The sequence below is a fragment of the Thauera sp. DNT-1 genome, from assembly GCF_055393985.1.
Genome location: NZ_AP043752.1, coordinates 420,088 through 435,862 on the forward strand (window position 1 = coordinate 420,088; position 15,775 = coordinate 435,862).

20 protein-coding genes are annotated in these 15,775 nt (G+C 68.1%); 4 read left to right on the plus strand and 16 right to left on the minus strand.

Translation table 11 applies throughout. The annotated features are described in order from the left end of the window. Positions 1-98: 98 nt before the first annotated feature. The 3 genes from ACZ5PP_RS01885 to ACZ5PP_RS01895 are packed head-to-tail and all read left to right on the plus strand — an operon-like array spanning position 99 to position 1,272. Entirely contained in the window at positions 99-416 is a 318-nt protein-coding gene (locus ACZ5PP_RS01885; protein ID WP_043742212.1) for a type II toxin-antitoxin system PrlF family antitoxin, read from the plus strand. Then, positions 416-874 carry a type II toxin-antitoxin system YhaV family toxin gene (locus ACZ5PP_RS01890; RefSeq protein ID WP_043742210.1) on the plus strand — a complete coding sequence of 153 codons (459 nt, stop codon included), beginning with the start codon at positions 416-418 and terminating at the stop codon, positions 872-874. Before ACZ5PP_RS01885 ends, ACZ5PP_RS01890 begins: the two co-directional genes overlap by 1 nt. A gap of 29 nt (positions 875-903) precedes the next feature. Continuing rightward, a complete protein-coding gene (locus ACZ5PP_RS01895; RefSeq protein WP_043742208.1) occupies positions 904-1,272 on the plus strand; it encodes a DUF3742 family protein in 369 nt (122 codons plus the stop codon). Positions 1,273-1,286: 14 nt separating this feature from the next. Here the strand turns inward: ACZ5PP_RS01895 and ACZ5PP_RS01900 are convergent, their stop codons facing one another. From ACZ5PP_RS01900 to ACZ5PP_RS01975, 16 genes are all read right to left on the minus strand, one after another. Continuing rightward, positions 1,287-2,804 carry a conjugal transfer protein TraG N-terminal domain-containing protein gene (locus ACZ5PP_RS01900; protein WP_043742206.1) on the minus strand — a complete coding sequence of 506 codons (1,518 nt, stop codon included), beginning with the start codon at positions 2,802-2,804 and terminating at the stop codon, positions 1,287-1,289. Between the two features lie 13 nt (positions 2,805-2,817). Next, the gene (locus tag ACZ5PP_RS01905) at positions 2,818-3,168 is read right to left on the minus strand and encodes a hypothetical protein (RefSeq protein ID WP_043742204.1); all 351 of its coding nucleotides are present in this window, start codon (positions 3,166-3,168) and stop codon (positions 2,818-2,820) included. Then, the gene (locus tag ACZ5PP_RS01910) at positions 3,165-4,571 is read right to left on the minus strand and encodes an integrating conjugative element protein (protein WP_043742202.1); all 1,407 of its coding nucleotides are present in this window, start codon (positions 4,569-4,571) and stop codon (positions 3,165-3,167) included. Before ACZ5PP_RS01910 ends, ACZ5PP_RS01905 begins: the two co-directional genes overlap by 4 nt. A 10-nt stretch (positions 4,572-4,581) precedes the next feature. Further along, complete coding sequence (locus ACZ5PP_RS01915; RefSeq protein WP_062798431.1) at positions 4,582-5,526, minus strand: TIGR03756 family integrating conjugative element protein; 945 nt, start codon at positions 5,524-5,526, stop codon at positions 4,582-4,584. Continuing rightward, the gene (locus tag ACZ5PP_RS01920; RefSeq protein ID WP_062798433.1) at positions 5,523-5,972 is read right to left on the minus strand and encodes a TIGR03757 family integrating conjugative element protein; all 450 of its coding nucleotides are present in this window, start codon (positions 5,970-5,972) and stop codon (positions 5,523-5,525) included. The genes ACZ5PP_RS01915 and ACZ5PP_RS01920 overlap by 4 nt, the downstream gene beginning before the upstream one ends. 164 nt (positions 5,973-6,136) lie before the next feature. Then, positions 6,137-6,631, minus strand: a complete 495-nt coding sequence (radC, locus tag ACZ5PP_RS01925; RefSeq protein ID WP_464826647.1) for a RadC family protein — start codon at positions 6,629-6,631, stop codon at positions 6,137-6,139. 195 nt (positions 6,632-6,826) lie between these two features. Continuing rightward, entirely contained in the window at positions 6,827-7,570 is a 744-nt protein-coding gene (locus ACZ5PP_RS01930) for a DsbA family protein (RefSeq protein WP_464826648.1), read from the minus strand. A gap of 13 nt (positions 7,571-7,583) precedes the next feature. Next, positions 7,584-10,472, minus strand: a complete 2,889-nt coding sequence (locus tag ACZ5PP_RS01935; RefSeq protein ID WP_464826649.1) for a conjugative transfer ATPase — start codon at positions 10,470-10,472, stop codon at positions 7,584-7,586. Then, positions 10,472-10,906: a TIGR03751 family conjugal transfer lipoprotein gene (locus ACZ5PP_RS01940; RefSeq protein ID WP_004254902.1), complete on the minus strand. Its 435-nt coding sequence runs from the start codon at positions 10,904-10,906 to the stop codon at positions 10,472-10,474. Before ACZ5PP_RS01940 ends, ACZ5PP_RS01935 begins: the two co-directional genes overlap by 1 nt. After that, entirely contained in the window at positions 10,887-12,320 is a 1,434-nt protein-coding gene (locus tag ACZ5PP_RS01945) for a TIGR03752 family integrating conjugative element protein (RefSeq protein ID WP_464826650.1), read from the minus strand. The genes ACZ5PP_RS01940 and ACZ5PP_RS01945 overlap by 20 nt, the downstream gene beginning before the upstream one ends. Beyond that, positions 12,310-13,224 carry a TIGR03749 family integrating conjugative element protein gene (locus tag ACZ5PP_RS01950; RefSeq protein WP_464826651.1) on the minus strand — a complete coding sequence of 305 codons (915 nt, stop codon included), beginning with the start codon at positions 13,222-13,224 and terminating at the stop codon, positions 12,310-12,312. The genes ACZ5PP_RS01945 and ACZ5PP_RS01950 overlap by 11 nt, the downstream gene beginning before the upstream one ends. Further along, complete coding sequence (locus ACZ5PP_RS01955) at positions 13,221-13,913, minus strand: PFL_4703 family integrating conjugative element protein (protein ID WP_464826652.1); 693 nt, start codon at positions 13,911-13,913, stop codon at positions 13,221-13,223. The genes ACZ5PP_RS01950 and ACZ5PP_RS01955 overlap by 4 nt, the downstream gene beginning before the upstream one ends. Further along, complete coding sequence (locus ACZ5PP_RS01960; RefSeq protein ID WP_237264677.1) at positions 13,910-14,320, minus strand: TIGR03750 family conjugal transfer protein; 411 nt, start codon at positions 14,318-14,320, stop codon at positions 13,910-13,912. The genes ACZ5PP_RS01955 and ACZ5PP_RS01960 overlap by 4 nt, the downstream gene beginning before the upstream one ends. A 12-nt stretch (positions 14,321-14,332) precedes the next feature. Continuing rightward, positions 14,333-14,704, minus strand: coding sequence for a TIGR03745 family integrating conjugative element membrane protein (locus tag ACZ5PP_RS01965; protein WP_009397207.1), 372 nt, complete (start codon positions 14,702-14,704; stop codon positions 14,333-14,335). Between the two features lie 22 nt (positions 14,705-14,726). Beyond that, on the minus strand, positions 14,727-14,966 hold the full coding sequence (locus tag ACZ5PP_RS01970) for a TIGR03758 family integrating conjugative element protein (RefSeq protein WP_003140997.1): 240 nt from the start codon (positions 14,964-14,966) through the stop codon (positions 14,727-14,729). Beyond that, the gene (locus ACZ5PP_RS01975; RefSeq protein WP_464826653.1) at positions 14,963-15,328 is read right to left on the minus strand and encodes an integrative conjugative element protein, RAQPRD family; all 366 of its coding nucleotides are present in this window, start codon (positions 15,326-15,328) and stop codon (positions 14,963-14,965) included. The genes ACZ5PP_RS01970 and ACZ5PP_RS01975 overlap by 4 nt, the downstream gene beginning before the upstream one ends. Positions 15,329-15,549: 221 nt before the next feature. Here ACZ5PP_RS01975 and mads1 point away from each other — a divergent pair, with 221 nt between their 5' ends. Beyond that, entirely contained in the window at positions 15,550-15,750 is a 201-nt protein-coding gene (gene mads1, locus ACZ5PP_RS01980) for a methylation-associated defense system helix-turn-helix domain-containing protein MAD1 (protein WP_004254928.1), read from the plus strand. The last annotated feature ends 25 nt before the right edge of the window (positions 15,751-15,775 follow it).

Below are 15,775 nucleotides of genomic sequence, written 5' to 3' on the forward strand. Positions count from 1 at the left end.
ACGCGCTGAAACAGGATATGTCCGGACGTGCGCCGGTTGACGTAGTAAGGAATTATCCTTACATTGAAGGTGTCGCTACTGAGAGCAGGAGTTTGGCCATGTCCAGCATCCACGAACTCGCCACACTTACGTCAAAGGGACAGATCACCCTACCCAAGTCGATCCGGCAGGCGCTGGGCGTCGATACCGGCGGCAAGGTGGCATTCGAGCTGCGCGGCGGCGAAGTCGTCGTCACGCGCGCCGAGTTCGAACACGAAGATCCGGCGATCGGTGCATTCCTGGGGCTGCTGGAAGCCGACATCCGCGCCGGAAGGCACCTGCAGTCCTTGCCGGACGATCTCGTCCGCGCGATGTTGGCGAATGCCGGCCACGCCGTGAACCTCGATGAAGAGATCGATGGGGAAGTGGCGCTCTGATGGAGTGTCACGGCTGGACGCTGCTGTTCCACGAGGGTGTGGTCGAGCAGTTGCGCAAACTGCACGCGGCGGCGCAGCGGGCGGAGCGGAATGACCCACGGGGGTTCGCAGGCAACGCCAACGTCAAGTTGTTCCGCGCGCTGAGCCAGTTGATCATGGACGGTGTGCCGAGCGATCCGGCACGCGACGAGTTCCGTCAGGGCAACACCCTGGGACCTGCGTACCGGCATTGGCGACGTGCGAAGATCGGACGGCGGTTCCGCCTGTTCTTCCGCTATGACTCCAAGGCGAAGGTGATCGTCTACGCCTGGGTCAACGACGAGCAGACCCTGCGGTCGGCGGGCAGCAAGTCCGATCCGTATGCGGTCTTCGAGAAGATGCTGGGGCGGGGCAATCCGCCCGACGATTGGAACGCGTTGATGGCAGCCAGCCAGCAGGATTGGAGCAAAACGGAATAACTGGATCACGCATGTAGCAGGTGAGGCCCATGACCACGAAAACCCGTCCAGGTAATGCAGAGCGCCTCGGCCGCTGGCTGGGCGGGTTGTGGCGTGGGTTCATGCGTCAAGAACGAGGTGTGTCCGGTTGGCTGATTGCGCGAGGCATGCCAGCAGGTAGCGCCACGGCGCTGCTGTGGATCGTCAAGCTGGCCGTGCTTGGAGCACTGCTGTACGCCGCGTTCTGGATCGCGCTGCTGCTGGTGTTTGTCGTAGCTGCCGCTTGGACGGCTGGGCAAACCTCCACAGATCGCGAGGACGAGCATTCGTTCACGACGCTGGAGACACTCAGGAAGAAACCTGGGTATGACCCGAACCTCTACAACGACACATCGCACGAGATGTACGAGGAGGATTAAGGCCCAGGGCCTCCCTACTTCAGTTTGCTCGAGACTGCTCCAGCGCCTTTTCCGCCGGCGTTGCTTGCTCCTTTGGTGGCTTCCGAGAAGCTGTTTGCGATGGTTCCTGCGCGGATTCCAGCCCATGTAAGGGCTCCAATCCAGAACGCTGGCAGCACGATAAACATCGCCGCCATCACGAAGTTGAGCAGCATGTCCCCGAAGGCGTTGTCGAGCCCGATCAGCGGATCGAAGTTGGCGTGCGGCCGGTTCCAGCCGAAGCCCGAGCCATAGAGCGCATCGAGGATCGTCGAGTCGATCCAGCGCGCGAGTTGGAACCAGAAGTCCACGAAGAACAGCGCAAACTGCACCACGCTCACGGTGACCACGGTCTTGAGGTCGTAGGTGCCGATCAGCAGCACCATCGGGATGCAGATCACCAACGCCATCTTGAGCAGGGCCAGCACCATGGGCAGGGCCTGGCGCACCACGTCCATCGCCGGGAAGTAGCCCAGGGACCCGATGGTCAAGCCGACGTCGCCGGCGGCGCGGGTGACGACGTTGGACACGGTCATGTCGACCTGCCCGCCGTAGTCCGAATAGATCGCGCCACGGTTGAGCTTTTGCTGGCGCGGCGATGCGATCGCGCGGATCACCGAGTCGCCCACCTCGGCCTGGCTCAGGAAACCCGCCCAGCCCGCCAGCCGCGTCAGCAAGCCGGGATCGACCTGGGCGAGCAGCCGCGCCCGCAGGCCGTGGCCGCCATCGGACCACCACTGCTCGCAAGTCGGATAGCCGCCTCCGCTGGGCACCTCGGCCAGCCCGGCATCACGGGCGCTGTCGTAGGGCCAGGCGTCGCGTGGCGTCCTGGAGCGGTAGCTGTCGTAGAAGCCCGGGGTGCCGACGAAGTAGTTCGAGCCGATCCAGGTCACGTCGTGCATCTGCTCTTCGTTCAGGTTCGGCCGGGTCATGAACAGCCTGGCGCGCGCCGGCCCGTAGCAGTCGCGGGTGAAGTCGCTCACCTCCTGGGCCAGCACCGGGTCGTCGATGCGGGTGGCGTCGATGTCCATGCGGATCTGCCGCAGGTCCGTGCCGCACGGGATCGCCGTCACCGAGGCACCGGTGACGGCGCGCGAGATCGCGTGCATCGCGAACCACCACACCGGTACCTTGGCCGACTGGTCGTTGATCGTGCTGAAGGACTGAGACCAGCCCGTGTCGGTCGGCTCCGGTACATTCACCTGGCACTGCGCCGAGCGCGAGCGGTCGTAACGGATCGTGTTGAAATCGACGTCAATGAACGGAATGCCGGCGAACATGATGACCGCGATGGCGACGAACACGCGGTTCTCGATGCGGGCAGAGGACAGGACGCCCTTGTTGCCTTCGTCCGCGCCTTCCGCGCGAGCCCTCAGCCACTCCTGGATCACGATGGCGAGGAACGGGATGGCGAACACGCCGCTGGCGACCAGCACCGCCCAGATGCCGTTGTGGACGATCCACGAGACCAGCGTCAGGTAGTACTCGAGGTAATCGGTCGTAAGGAGCGTCATCGCGAACCCCGCATCACGCGGCCTGCATCAGCAGACTTGCTTCCAGCGCGACCACGGCAACGACGGCCGCGATCTCCACGCGCAGCAATCGCTGTCCGGCGACCGCGTCCGGCTCCCGCACGCGCAGGCGCCGGCGCATCCACAGCCAGCCCCACACGGTCACGCCGTACAGCAGCAGCCGCCAGACTAGAAAGACGCCGGCGTGGGCATCCATCCAGCGCTGCCAGCCCTCGATGCCGCCGGCGATCCTGATGCCGAGCATATTGACGGCAACGGCCGCGATCAGCAGCGGCACGGTCCACAGCAGTGCCAGGCCCACGCGCCGGTTGAACAGCCAGCGCAGGCGCCACCATCCCGCGCTCACGGGTTGCTCCCGCCGGACGGCGGCCGCTGCAGCTCGTCGAGCCGGTTGCGCACCGGGTCACCCTCGTAGACGCCACGCGAACCGGCCGCGCGCGTGCCGTGGCGCTGGATGATCGCCATCGGAGAGTTGTTCGCCAACTCGCGGCGCAGTTCCAGCTCCGTCTTGAGGTTGTGGATCTCGCGGTCGAGGATGTCGCTCTCGTTGGTGACGGCCTTCTGGGCCAGTTCGTTGGCGGCCACGTTGGGCTCCTTGCGGCCGGTGAGCAGCGTGCGCTGCAGCAGCAGGGCCTTCTCCAGCACGCTGGCGAGCGCGACCTCCGAGGCCAGGCGTCGCGCCAGGAGGTCCTGGTCGGGCTCGTCGCGCAGCGCCTCGATCACGCCGCGCGTGACCGGCAGCGAGGCGCTGCCGGCGGCCTGCAGGTTGTCGAAGCCGGTGGGGCGGCTGCCGGCCACCAGTTCCTGCAGGACCTCCAGCTTGTCCTCGTACGCCTCCTGGATCAGCGGGGTCAGGCCCACGCCCGGCGTGGTCACGGTCTTGGTGCAGGCATCGCAGGTGCGCTGCTCCTGTTCACCCAGCACGCGCACCGCCCAGGCCGCGGCGGCATCGGGCGAGCTCCAGGTCTGGCAGGCCAGGTTGCCACTGCAACTGGACGGCGCGATCGAGCTGGTGTCGGTGACGCTGCGGCCGTTGATGAGGTTGTAACCGGCGCGGGTGACGTCGCCGACCACGCGCACCGGGGGCTGGCCGGCGCCGCCGGCGTTGTCGCCGCCCACCCAGGGCACGCCGTTGTTGCCCCGGTTCGCCTCGGCCTCGTCGATCGCCGACACGGCATCGGTGCTGGCAACCGACTGCTTCAGCGCCATGCCCTCGGCGAGTTGGTCCCAGCCGAGTTGGCCGCCGGCCATGTCGGCCATGCGGTTGGCGATGGCGCGGCAGGTCAGCTTGCTGCGGTCGAAATCGAGCCGTGCCTGCAGCACGCCGTTGGTCAGCAGGTTGTAGAGCCCCGGATCGGCACGCTGGATGATCAGCGCCGGCAGCGACGCCACGGCTGCGGTGGCGTTCTGGATCACCGAGGACATGATGGCCTGGAAGCCGTTGGTGATGCCGTTCAGCTGGTTCTGCAGCGTCGTGGTGATGCTCATGTCGCCGCAGATCAGGTTGCTGTTCCAGCCCACGCCGACGCCGATGGAGTGCATGTTGGCCGCACCGCCCATCGACACCGCGCGGCCGCCGCCGATGCTGTAGAGCACGTCGTCGCCGATGACGCTGCCCTGGTGCTGCACGCCGCTGCGGGTCTGCGCCCAAGCGACGCCAGCCGCCGCGATCGTTGCCGCGCAGATGAGCGCGATGGCCAGGATGTGGGGCCTGGCCTGCTGGGCGAGGCGGGATAGGAGTGCTTTCATCGGACACGCCTCACATGAAATCCACACTGCCGAGGAAGACCTGCCCCCGGCGCCGGCAGCAGCTATAGGGCCGCCACAGCGCCCAGGCGTAGTCGCCCTGCCGGGCCTGCACGCGCGTGTTTCCGTGCGGGAACACCGCACAGGTGTTCGAGAGGGTCGGCGTCAGCTCCTGCCACTTGCCCGTCGAGGCATCGGTTTCCATCAGCGCGCCGGCAGGCCAGTAGCCGTCGCGCGCACTGGCGAGCAGCGGTTGGTAGACATGGATCTGGCCGCGACGGGTCACGATGTCGCCCGCGCGCTGCGCCACCACGGCGCCGCTCTTGTAGTCGTCCACCTGGTGCATGAAGCCGCCGCGTGGATAGACGTTGCCCCACAGGTTCAGGGCCGTGCGCGTGCCGATCTCGCGCAGGCCGGGGATCAGCGCCTCCGGGTACAGCGATTCGGGGACGTTATAGCGCCACGCCAGCGTGTCGAGCGTGCTCAGCAGGTAGGGCATGAACGCCGTGCCGGCCCCCGCGCAGGTGTAGCCGGAGGCGCTGGCGAACTGGCTGAACACCATCCCGGCCGGATGGCCGATGACATCGGCGTTCTTGAACTTGGCGAGGTTGTTCTCGTTGTCGTGATTGGTCGTGCCGTCACCGCCAGCCTTGGCGGTCGGGTTGGGCATGCTCATCGCCCTGACTTCCAGCCACGGGTTTTCGCCGGTGTTCGAGTAGCTCGACACCACCGCATCGGGGACGTAGTGGCGCACCTTGACGGAGGTGCGAACCGAGCAGCCGAAGGGCGTGCAGTACAGCCAATAGCAGATTCCGACCACGCGGTATTCGAGGCAGTCGGGGGACAGCGCCGACGAGACGATGGTGGCGGTGTCCAGGGCGAACGTCGATGTGGCCGCGCCCAGCAGCAGCGAGGCGGCGGTGGCGCGCAGACGCCGGGACGCCAGCAGGAGGCTCATGGCTGCGTGCTCCGGTAGGCGTTGATGCGCGCGACGGCGCGGGACACGTCGGGCTCGCCGTAGACCACATAGCGTCGATCGACCACCACGGCGGGAATCTTGGCGATGCCCAGCCCCCAGGCATCCGCGACACCTTGGTAGGCATGGCCGATGCGGCGCTGCAGGGCCTCGCCGCCGTCATGCAACCGCTGCCGCACCACGGCTGCGGCCTGTTGCGGGTCGGCCGGCAGGTGCGCGGCGAGTTCGACCTCGATGCGCGTGGCTTGGTCCAGCTCGATGATCCGCACGCCGGCCGGGGCCTGCACCGGATTACGGCTGTCGGTGACGACGAGCACATCGGCGGCCGCTGCGATGGGACCGAGCAGCGCTGCGCACAGTCCAGCGGCCAGCCGGGCGGCCAGGGGGCGCCGCGAGGCGGCAGGAAGGTTGAGGGAATGAGCCGGCATGTCGCGCCTCCGCGGAGTCGATGCAGACTCGTAGTCGAGCGCAACGCAGATCAGGGAACGACAAAGAAACCGAAACCGGTCAGTCCCGATTTCCTGCGGACCGGTGAAAAGAAGCGGGAGCCAAGGGCTCCCGTGGTGATGAAATGAATGCGCGTGGGGTGCTGCTACAAAAAGCCGGCTTCGGCGAACGAGTACGGGCTGCCCTTGCCGACGATGAAGTGGTCCAGCACTCGGACATCGACGGTGGCCAGGGCGCTCTTCAGCCGCTCGGTGATCGCACGATCGGCGGCCGAGGGCTCGGTGTTCCCCGAGGGGTGCTGATGCGCCAGGATCAGCGCCGAAGCGTTGAGCGCCAGCGCACGCTGGACCACCACCCTCGGATACACCGAAGTCTGGTCGACCGTGCCCTTGAACAGCGGTTCGAAGGCGAGCACCTGGTGCTGGTTGTCGAGAAACACGACGGCGAAGATTTCGTTCGGCTCCGCGACCAGTTTCAGGCGCAGGTAGTCGCGCACGGCGGCGGGACTGCCCAGCGCCGGACCGGCCTTGAACACGCGGTTCTCCAGCAGGGTGATGGCCTGCCGGATGATCCAGTCTTCGTGCTGGGCGGCGATCAGGGTGAGCGACTCCGGGCAGGAGTCGGCGATGACAAGAGACATGGCGAACCTCCAATGGATGAGATCGGAGGGCGCCTGCCCCAGGAGGGCAAACCCTCCGGGGGACGATGGGGATGGAACAGGTGACGAGCGGGCATCCACCACCGCGGATGCGGTGGCTGTTCGCGTCAAGGGATGCGATGCGAACGGGCTTCGATCAACGCGGACGAGCCGCGCCGCAGCCTTGAAGATCGATGGCTACCTGGGCATGTCACCGGCGACGCCGGCGGGCATGTCTGGGGGATGGGCGGGTTCGGCCACGGTCGTGTTGCCGGCGGCGAGCAGGTCGATGGCCGACAGCAAGGCATCGCCTTCGACGGGACCGTGCAGCAGGAGGGTCTTGCCGGACTCGCGGTCGCGCAGTTGCAGGGCCGGCGTGGCCGCGAGGCCCTGCTGTGCGGCTTCCGCCGCCTGAGCACGGATGACCGCATCGGGGCGATCGCTGTCGAGACAACCCTGCATGGCTGGCGTGAGGTCGGGATAGCGCAGACCGTCCGGCAGGCCCTGGCCGTCGCCGCGCGTGTGCGCATAGAGCCACGCCACGGCCTGCCAGAACGTGGCATGTCCGCCCGTCTCGCCCGCGCACTCGGCCAGGCGTGCCCCGGCGGTCGCGGCCGGCTCGTGCATGGACAGCGGCAGGTGGTGCCACTGCCAGTTCACCTCGGGATGGGCGTCGATCCAGCGCTTGAGTTCGGGGAAGTAGGCCCGGCAGTACGGACACTCCAGGTCGGCGTAGCCGACCACCGTGAAGCGCGCATCGGCACGGCCATACAGCCAGGGCGGGCCAGCCGGTTTCGGCGCCTCGGACCCGGCGGCGGCCAGGGGCATGGACTCGGTTGCCGGATGCGGCGCGCGCAGCAGCATCCACCAGGCCACCGCAATCGTTGCCACGATCAGCAGACCGATCCAGGGATGACGGCGGGCGAATGAGGGCAGGCGCATCGTGTCGCTCCCGTCAGGCCAACGTATCCAGCGCCAGCGGTTCGATGCCCCGCGCACGGTCGATCTTCTCGGCCACGCGGAAGGCGGCGTCCAGCTCGCTGATGCCGTGCTGCTGCATCAACTGGAAGCGTTCGGCCTTCTCTTCGGGCTCGGTCATCGCCATCGCCAGGTAGAGGCTGGGCGGCACGGCGCGGAACAGCACTTCCATCGACTTGGACAGGATGACGCCCTCGCTGAACTTGCCGGCCTCCTTGCGTGCCGAGAGCATCAGCGCCTTCTGCGAAGCGTTGAGTTCGCGGAAGCGCGCGATCTTCTCGACTTCATCGGGCGGCATCGACAGGCAGATCCACCACTCGATCATGTTGAGCATGGGCTCGGCCGCTTTCGGCAGGTCGTCCAGGTTCTGCGTGGCGAGCCAGAACCAGGCGCCGAGCTTGCGCCACATCTTGGTGATCTTGACCACGTAGGGCGCGAGCAGCGGGTTCTTCGTGATGATGTGGCCTTCGTCCGTCACGTTGATGATCGGGCGGCCCAGGAACTGGTCGCGCTCGGCGATGTTGTTGACGGTGTTGATGAGCGAGATGTAGGCAATCGAGAGTTGGGCGTTGTAGCCCTCGCGCGCGAAGGTGGCGAGATCCACGATGGTGATGTCCGCCTCGGGCCACGGCGTGCCGGACCGGTCGAACATCTCGCCGTCCACGCCTTGGCAGAACATGTCCATGGCGTCGGCCATCTCCAGCAGCCGTGCGCGCCGCATCTCAGGCAGCGTGGCGTCGCGGGCGCGCTCGCGCAGCGCCTCGCGCACGTCGCGGGTCAGTACCGTGCGCTTCTCCGCTACGCAGCGCTGGGCCGCATCGAGGATGCACTGGCGGATCAAACTGCGGTCGGCGCGCGTCATGCGCGCTTCTTCCTTGTCCTCGCCGCCGGTGATCATCAGTCGTGCAGTGATCTCCAGCTCGCCGAGCACGTCGCGCTGCTCGTCGCCTTCCACGGCCATGCCGGCATCGGTCCGGTCGTCGTCGAGCGCATCGGCGTCCAGCGTCTGTACCTGGCTCGGCGTATCGACCAGGCGCCAGGCGTCGGCGAACGGAGCCAGACTGACGCCCGCGCCCGGCGCGAGCTTCACGCGATGCACGGTGAGGCCCAACCGTGCCGCGAAGTCGCCGAACAGGCCGAAGCTGTTGCCCGCCTCGACGATGAACAGGCGCGGCCGATAGATCGCCGTCACCTGATTCAGGATGTTGTTGAGCGTCGCGCTCTTGCCCGAACCCGTTGGGCCGAACAGGAACAGATGCGCGTTCATCTGCCGGTCGAGGCGGTTCAACGGATCGAAGGTGATCGGGCCGCCGCCGCGGTTGAAGAACGTGATGCCCGGATGCCCCGTGCCCTGGCTGCGGCCCCAGACCGGCGCCAGGTTCGCCGCATGTTGCGCGAACATGAGCTGGGTGTACCACTGGCGCTTGTCGGCAGCCGGGTCGAACACGCACGGCAGCCAGCGCAGATAGCTGTTCAGCGGCGCTACCTCGTCCTCTTCGCGTACCGGTTGCAGGCCGGCGTTGAGCATCACGTTGACGAGCTGCAGGCCGCGCGCATCGAGCTGGGCAAGGTCGCGGCCGCGCAGGTAGAACGCCAGCGCGCCGCGGTAGAGCTTGTGCGCGCTGCCGATCAGGCCGCGCGCCTGCTGCACGTCCTGCCGGGTCTGCTCCGAGGCCAGGGTCTCGCCGACGGCCTTCCTGGCGAGGTGGTTGAGGTGCGCCTCCAGCACGTCCTGGGGCGTGGCGACCAGCGTCAGGCACATCACCGTGTCCTCGGGCATCTGGTCGAACAGCGCGTTCATGGCATCGCCGCCCTTGCGCGTCTCGCCCGTCAGATGGCCCGTCACGGGTGGCGTGCGCAGGCGATCCATCACGATCACCCGATGCGGCATGCCGTCGAAGAACCACAGGCCGTTGGGCACGTCCGAGCGGGGCTGGCCGAAGAACAGGCGCTGTGCGAAGTCGGTGCCGCTGGCGAGTTCGATCTCGCCCTCCTCCCGCTCTTCCGGGTAGCGGGTCAGCGCGTAGAAGCGTTCGCGGTCTTCAGCAGTGGCGCCGAGCAAGGTCGGATTCGGGTTGAACCAGCGCAGCAGCCAGGCGTGGATGTCCGCTGCGCCGAGACGCCGAGCCTTCACGCCGGCATTCGCCAGCCCGCCGACGAGGCGGTCGCAGATCGTGGTCAGCGCCTGCTCGGGCGACTGGCCGCGCCGCGGGGTCGGGGCCGCGGACGTGCGGCGGTAGACCACCATGCGCACGCGCCGGACCTGGCCGCGCCACGGCAGGCGCGTCACCGTGGTGTCCTCGAACAGGCCACCCGGCTTGGCGATGGCCCGCAGATGATGGGCGAAGAAGCGCAGGTAGAAGTCGCTGAACGCACTGCCCTGCGCACGCGGCTGCAGATAGTTCGCCAGGGAGCGCAGATAGTTGTCCCAGTCGGCCTCGTCCTGGGCATAGAGCTGCACCACCCAGGGGTTGTCGTCCAACTCGTCGAAGGAGTCCTGCAGGGCGTTCTCCAGCGCATCGCGCGCCTGCCACAGCCAGGCCATCTCGCGGCCCTCGGTGCCGACCGGCGCCAGCTCGAAGAAGGCCGCCACCGACTGGCCATCTTCCAGCAACATGCACTTGCTGCCGGGCAGGTACTCGACCCAGGGCAGCAAGTCCGCGAACGACGGCGCGACGCCATAGAGCGCATCGTGGTCGGCCTGGGTGGCCGGCCTGCGCCGGCCCCGGCCGAGCGCGCTGCCCGGCTCGGCGACACCCTGTACCGCCAGCGCCGTTACGTGCCGTGCCCAGGCATCATCGGCCGCATCCACGGCGTCAGCAGGCGATGCGTCGGGCTTGCGTGACCACGGCAGCGACCAGGCCATCAGTAGTCCTCCACGCGCTCGCCCGGCATCGCGTACTGCACGCGCTGGTAGAGCGGGAACACCGTGCTGTAGCCGGGCACCGGCACCGGGTCGGTGCCCGCCAGGTGCGGGAACACGTACATCACCAGGTCGGGGTTCGGCAGGCGGTGGAACTGGCGGTAGATCTCGTTCTGCGCGGTACGGGTGTAGCGCGCCTGCACGCCGGGCGCCGCCTGCACATCGGCCTCGACCAGCGGCCGGCGCAGGCCCTGGCGCGCATCGAGCAGTTGCCGCGCGGCCTGGCCGCCGCCCGCGCTGCCGCCGGTCTCCCGATGCCAGATGTCGAGCATGGTGCTGTCGCCGTGCGGCAGCAGCTTCTCCTTGCTGGTGGCGCAGCCGCCGAGCAGGGTGGCCGCCAGCAGCACGGCGGCCGCGTCAATCCAGATCCGAGGCATGGGCTTCTCCGGTGCGGTGGTGGACCCGACGCCCCTTGGCGTCGTAGTCGATGTCGAGTGGTTGCTCCAGATGCACGGCCACCTTGGCGCCAGGCTGCACGTAGACCGCCGCGAAGGCCTGGCCGTAGAGCTTGTTGACCCAATCGGCCATGTCGCGCACGCCGCCCGCGAGGATGCGGCCCATCGCTTCGTTGCCGCTGATGCCGACGGTGCCCAGCGAGCCGTTGCTGTTGGCGACCACGGCCACGCTGCCGTTGTCGGACTTGATGAGCGAGGCCGCGCCGGCGCCCGCTGCGGTGATGAGCGCCTGGCTGCCCAGGTACTGCTGGGCGTTGCTGCGCCGCTCGCCGCTGACGCAGGGAATGCCGTAGGGGTCACTGATCCAGCCCAGGCCGCCCTGGATGCTGGCGCCGTTGTGACCCGCGTTGCCGCCGCTGGTACCGCCCTTGCCACTGTCCTCCGGCACCGTGCGGATGGTGCCGTCCTGGAACACGAACGTGACCGAGCGGATTTGCCCGCGCACGCACGAGAGCGTCCAGTCGCCCGAGGCCGTGCCGCTGACCACGGCGCCGGCCACATCGGGGATGTCGATGCCGTTGGCCGTGAGGTTGTCCGGGCCGATCAGCACCTTGAAAGGGTACGGGTCGTTGACGGTTCCATCGATCGGCACGCGCCCGATCAGCGCCGTCATGGCAACCGACCCCATGAGCGTCGAGTTCGATGGCACGGTGTAGACGGCCTTCGTGGATGCGCCCACCGCGCGGCTGCCGACGTCGGCGACGGATTCCACTGCGGCCGACAGGCTTTTATGGGCCGGCCCGAAGCTCAGGGGAAAGCTCGGCTCCTTGCTGCCGCTCCTGGCGTCGACCTTGGCATCGTCGGGCTCGACCCACTGCGTGCCATTGGTGCCGCGGTTGAAGCGCTTGCCGTCACCCTCTTCCAGCCCCAGCCCGACGGGCAAGTCGGACGGGCCACCCTTGCCGGCAAGGCCGTCCAGTTGCCGCTGCAGATCCTGCAGCAGCCCCTGGGTCTGCTGCCTGTCGCTGGCCACCTGGGTGCGTTCCTGCTCCAGGCGGTTGCGCTCGCCCTCCAGCGCGCTCTGGATGCGCTGGTCGATCGCGCTTTCCCGCGCGCGCAGGCGCTCGTTCTCGGCCTTGTGCTGCTTGTTGTCGCCGAGCGCGCTCTGCAGCTCGGTGCGCAACTGCTTCACCTGGGCCACCAGCGTGGCGACGGTATCGCGCGGCGTGTCGCCGGCGATGCCCAGGGCTTTCATCTCCTCGGGCGTGAGCGTACCGGCCGCGCCCTTGGGGGCGGGCTGGCCGCCGGGGGCGCCGGAGAACAGCTTGATGCCGACGAACACCAGCAGCAGCGCCATCGGGATCAGCAGCCACTTGAGCAGCGGATTACTCTTCATCGCGCGCTCCCCCGGTCGAGCCGGCCGCGGCGGCCGGCGGCAGGTTCACGGTGGCATCGATCGGGCTCAGCGCCGGCAGCAGCGACTCGGCCAGGCCGTGGCCGCGCGTGACCAGGTAGAGCACCGTGGTGTCGGACGGGGTGCCGGCCGGGCCCAGGTTCGGATGCTGGAAGGTCGCCGCCACGAAGTTCCCCTGCAGGGCGCGCGGGTCGAGGTCGAGCCAGCGCGCGGCGGCGTTGGTGAGTCGCACGGCCGTCACCCACTGGTCTTCCAGGCGCCACGCGGCCAGTGCCCGCGCGCGTACCGGCAGCGTCGGCAGCAAGGTGTCCAGCGCGAGGCCGCGGCGCAGGTTTACGCGCCCGATGCCGGCGACCGGCTCGACGGTGCGCAGCGGCGCGTACAGGTTTTGTGCGGCATGGCGCGTCAGCACGACCGGTACCGGCGTTTCGCGCTGGGGAACGGATTTGTCTGCGGGCGCATCGACCTGCTCGTCCGCGCCGCTTGCTGCGCCGCCGCCGTAGCGCTTCGCGGGGGCTTCCGCTTCCACGATGCGCACCGGCTCCAGTGGCGCCTGGCCGTCCTTCGCCGGCTCGGCGGCGATGTCGAGCAGGATCAGCGCCCCGGATTCCACGTCCTGCAGTTGCAGCCGCGTGGGCGGAATCGGCTCGCTCGCCCGCAGGTAGATCGCGCCGCCGGCACTCTGCACGCGCAGGTGGTCGCCGACGCTGGCCGGCACGCCGACGCGCACATTGCGGTCGATGAAGACCACGCGCTCCTGACCGACCACCAGCGGCACCGGCAGGGGCAGCCGCTCCCAGCGCAGGATTTCCACGGCCTGGCTGGCCGGCACGAAACCGAGGATCAGCAGGACGCCGGCCAGGGCCGACAAGGCAACGGGCTTCATGGAGCGTCTCCCTGCAGGTGGCCGGAGGCGTTGGCGGGCGCGCCGGCCTGGCTCGGCGTCGGCGGCGTTTCGATGCGCTGGGGTGCGCTGGCGTAGCAGTCCAGCGCCAGGCCGAAGGGGTTGTGCTCGGGGTCGATGTCCAGCCGGACGACCTTGATGGGGTAGCGCACCAGGGCGCGCTTGACCTGCTCGGCGCCGTAGTATTCGTCTGCGCTCACGTCGAGCGTGACGATCCAGTCGCGGTCGGAGAGCACCTTGACGCGCGTGGCCGGATCATCGCCGTAGCCGCGGCCGGGAATCTCGTAGATGCCGCGCACGCGCTGACGCAGCTCGCCACTGGCGCGCCGGTACTCGTAGTCCTGTTGCAGGAAGGCCCGGCAGCTCGGCGTGAAGTAGGCCGACAGCGCGCGCAGGTTGCGCGGGTAGTCTTCTTCGCCGTTCGTGGGCCAGCGCTGCACCTGCTGCCAGATGTAGAACGAGAAGGCATACACGCTCTCGGGCGGCACGTCCCACCACTTGCGCGTGCTGCCCGAGCGCAAGTCCGGCGGCACATGGATGGTCAGACTCTTCGGCGCACTCCACCAACCGAAGCCGAGCAGCAGCGCCACCACGAACAACGCGCCGGCCCCCAGACGCAGCGTCTTCACGTGCGCCTGCAAGTGCGCAACCTCGTTCTTGAAACGGCTCATGGCGCACCTCGATCGGCATTGCGCCGGGTAGTCCAAAAGCCCGAGCGGGTGATGAGGCGCTGCCCGCCCAGGAGTGCCGCCAGCGCCGGGTGCCGCAGGGCCAGCCGCCACTGGAGCTGCCGGTACAGCCAGGTGTCGGGCCGGCCGCGCTTCTGTGCGCGCAGGAAACCGCCGCCGACGAAGACGCCCAGCGCGATGCCGGCGACGATCAGCGTGGGCACCATGGCGATGCTGTGCGTGAGCCAGGCCAGCGGCAGGCCGAGCACGAATCCGGCTGCGGCCGACAGGCCGGCGCAGATCCACAACTCGTCGGCGGTCAGCCCGCGCACGACCACCGGCTGGCGGTTCAGCCGGTGCGGCAGGAAGGTCACCAGGGTGTCGCGCGGGGTCTCCGAAGGGACGGCCATCGCTTGCCGCCCTCACAGCACGCCGGTGGCCTTGGTGAGCAGCCAGATGCCGACCACCAGCAGGATTGCGCCCACGGCGACCGTCAGGCCGAACTGGCCCCAGGTGGCGCGGCCGGTGTGGATCTCCGAGTAGCGTGTGTAGGCGTGATAGCAGACACCGACGAACATCGAGGCGACCACGAGCAGCGCGATCAGCAGCACGATGTCGTAGCCGTAATTCTGCAAGGTCTGCAGGATGCCGCTGCCCTGGCCGCGCGATGGGTCTTCCATGGTCGGCAGGCCCTGCGCGAAGGCCGACAGCGGCAGGCCCGCGAACGCCAGCGGTAGCAGCAGCAGTGCGACGATGCGGGACGGAATGCGATGGGATGTCGATGGCAGGTTCATGGCGTATGGCCTTTCGTGACGTTCAGGAGAGGAGGAAGAAGGTCAGCACCAGGTACATCGCCACGAAGCGCACGACGACGGCGAGGAACTGACGTTCAGTGATGCGGTGCTCGGCCCAGCCGACGTAGGCGGTGCGCATGGCCCACACGCCCCACAGCAGCAACACGGCGAACACGAAAGCGAGCACCACGGCAGAGACGGCCGAAGGCGCAAAGCCGCCGTTGGCCTGGAAGGCGGCGACCTGATCGGCAGAGGGCGTCATGGCGACGGCTCCTCGTCGTGGGCGCGGTCGCGGCGGACGTAATCGCCGGCCATCGGGACGGGATCGCGCGGCTGGGCGCGCTGGGGCACGAGGTAGTCCTGCAGGCCGGCGCGAACGCGCTTCAGGTCGGCGCGCAGCCGGGCGTAGTCGAAGTGGTAGCGGGCGCGTTCCTGCGGAGCGGTATTGGCGGCGTGCTCGGCGAGGCGGTCGATCAGGTCGAGTTGGCGGGCGAGCGCGGCGAGCTGCTCACGCTCCAAGGCGAGGCTGTCGGCAGCGACGGCAGGCTGCAGCGCCGAGAACGACACAGCCAACAGCACGGCCAGCGAAGGCCATGCGGATGTGCGGCGGTTGGTCTGTCCCATCGTGCCATTCCCCGTTGAAGCGATGGCCAGATGCTGTGGCGCGCTCTCGCTTTGCGCCGCAGGGAATGGGAACTACGGCATGACCGGATTCCTGGGTCGAGGCGGCCATCGACTGCGCAGAGTTCCCGGAATGCGGAGCTGGCGAGAACCTACCGTGCTTGGTAGAATTGGCCAATCTTGGCTAACGAAATCCAGCGTCGGCAAATGGCAAAGGCAAGACGATGACTGATCCAGAAGACGAAATCCTGACGCTCGACGAAGTCGCCGCATACCTCAAAGCCGGAAAACGGACGGTCTATCGCCTGGCCCAGAAGGGAGAGATTCCGGCGTTCAAGCTCGGCGGCACGTGGCGCTTTCGCCGCTCCGAACTGGATCGCTGGATCGCCGAGAGCATCAACAGGAAGAAATCGGAGGCAGTGTGAACATGGGTCTAAACAGCACTGCGAA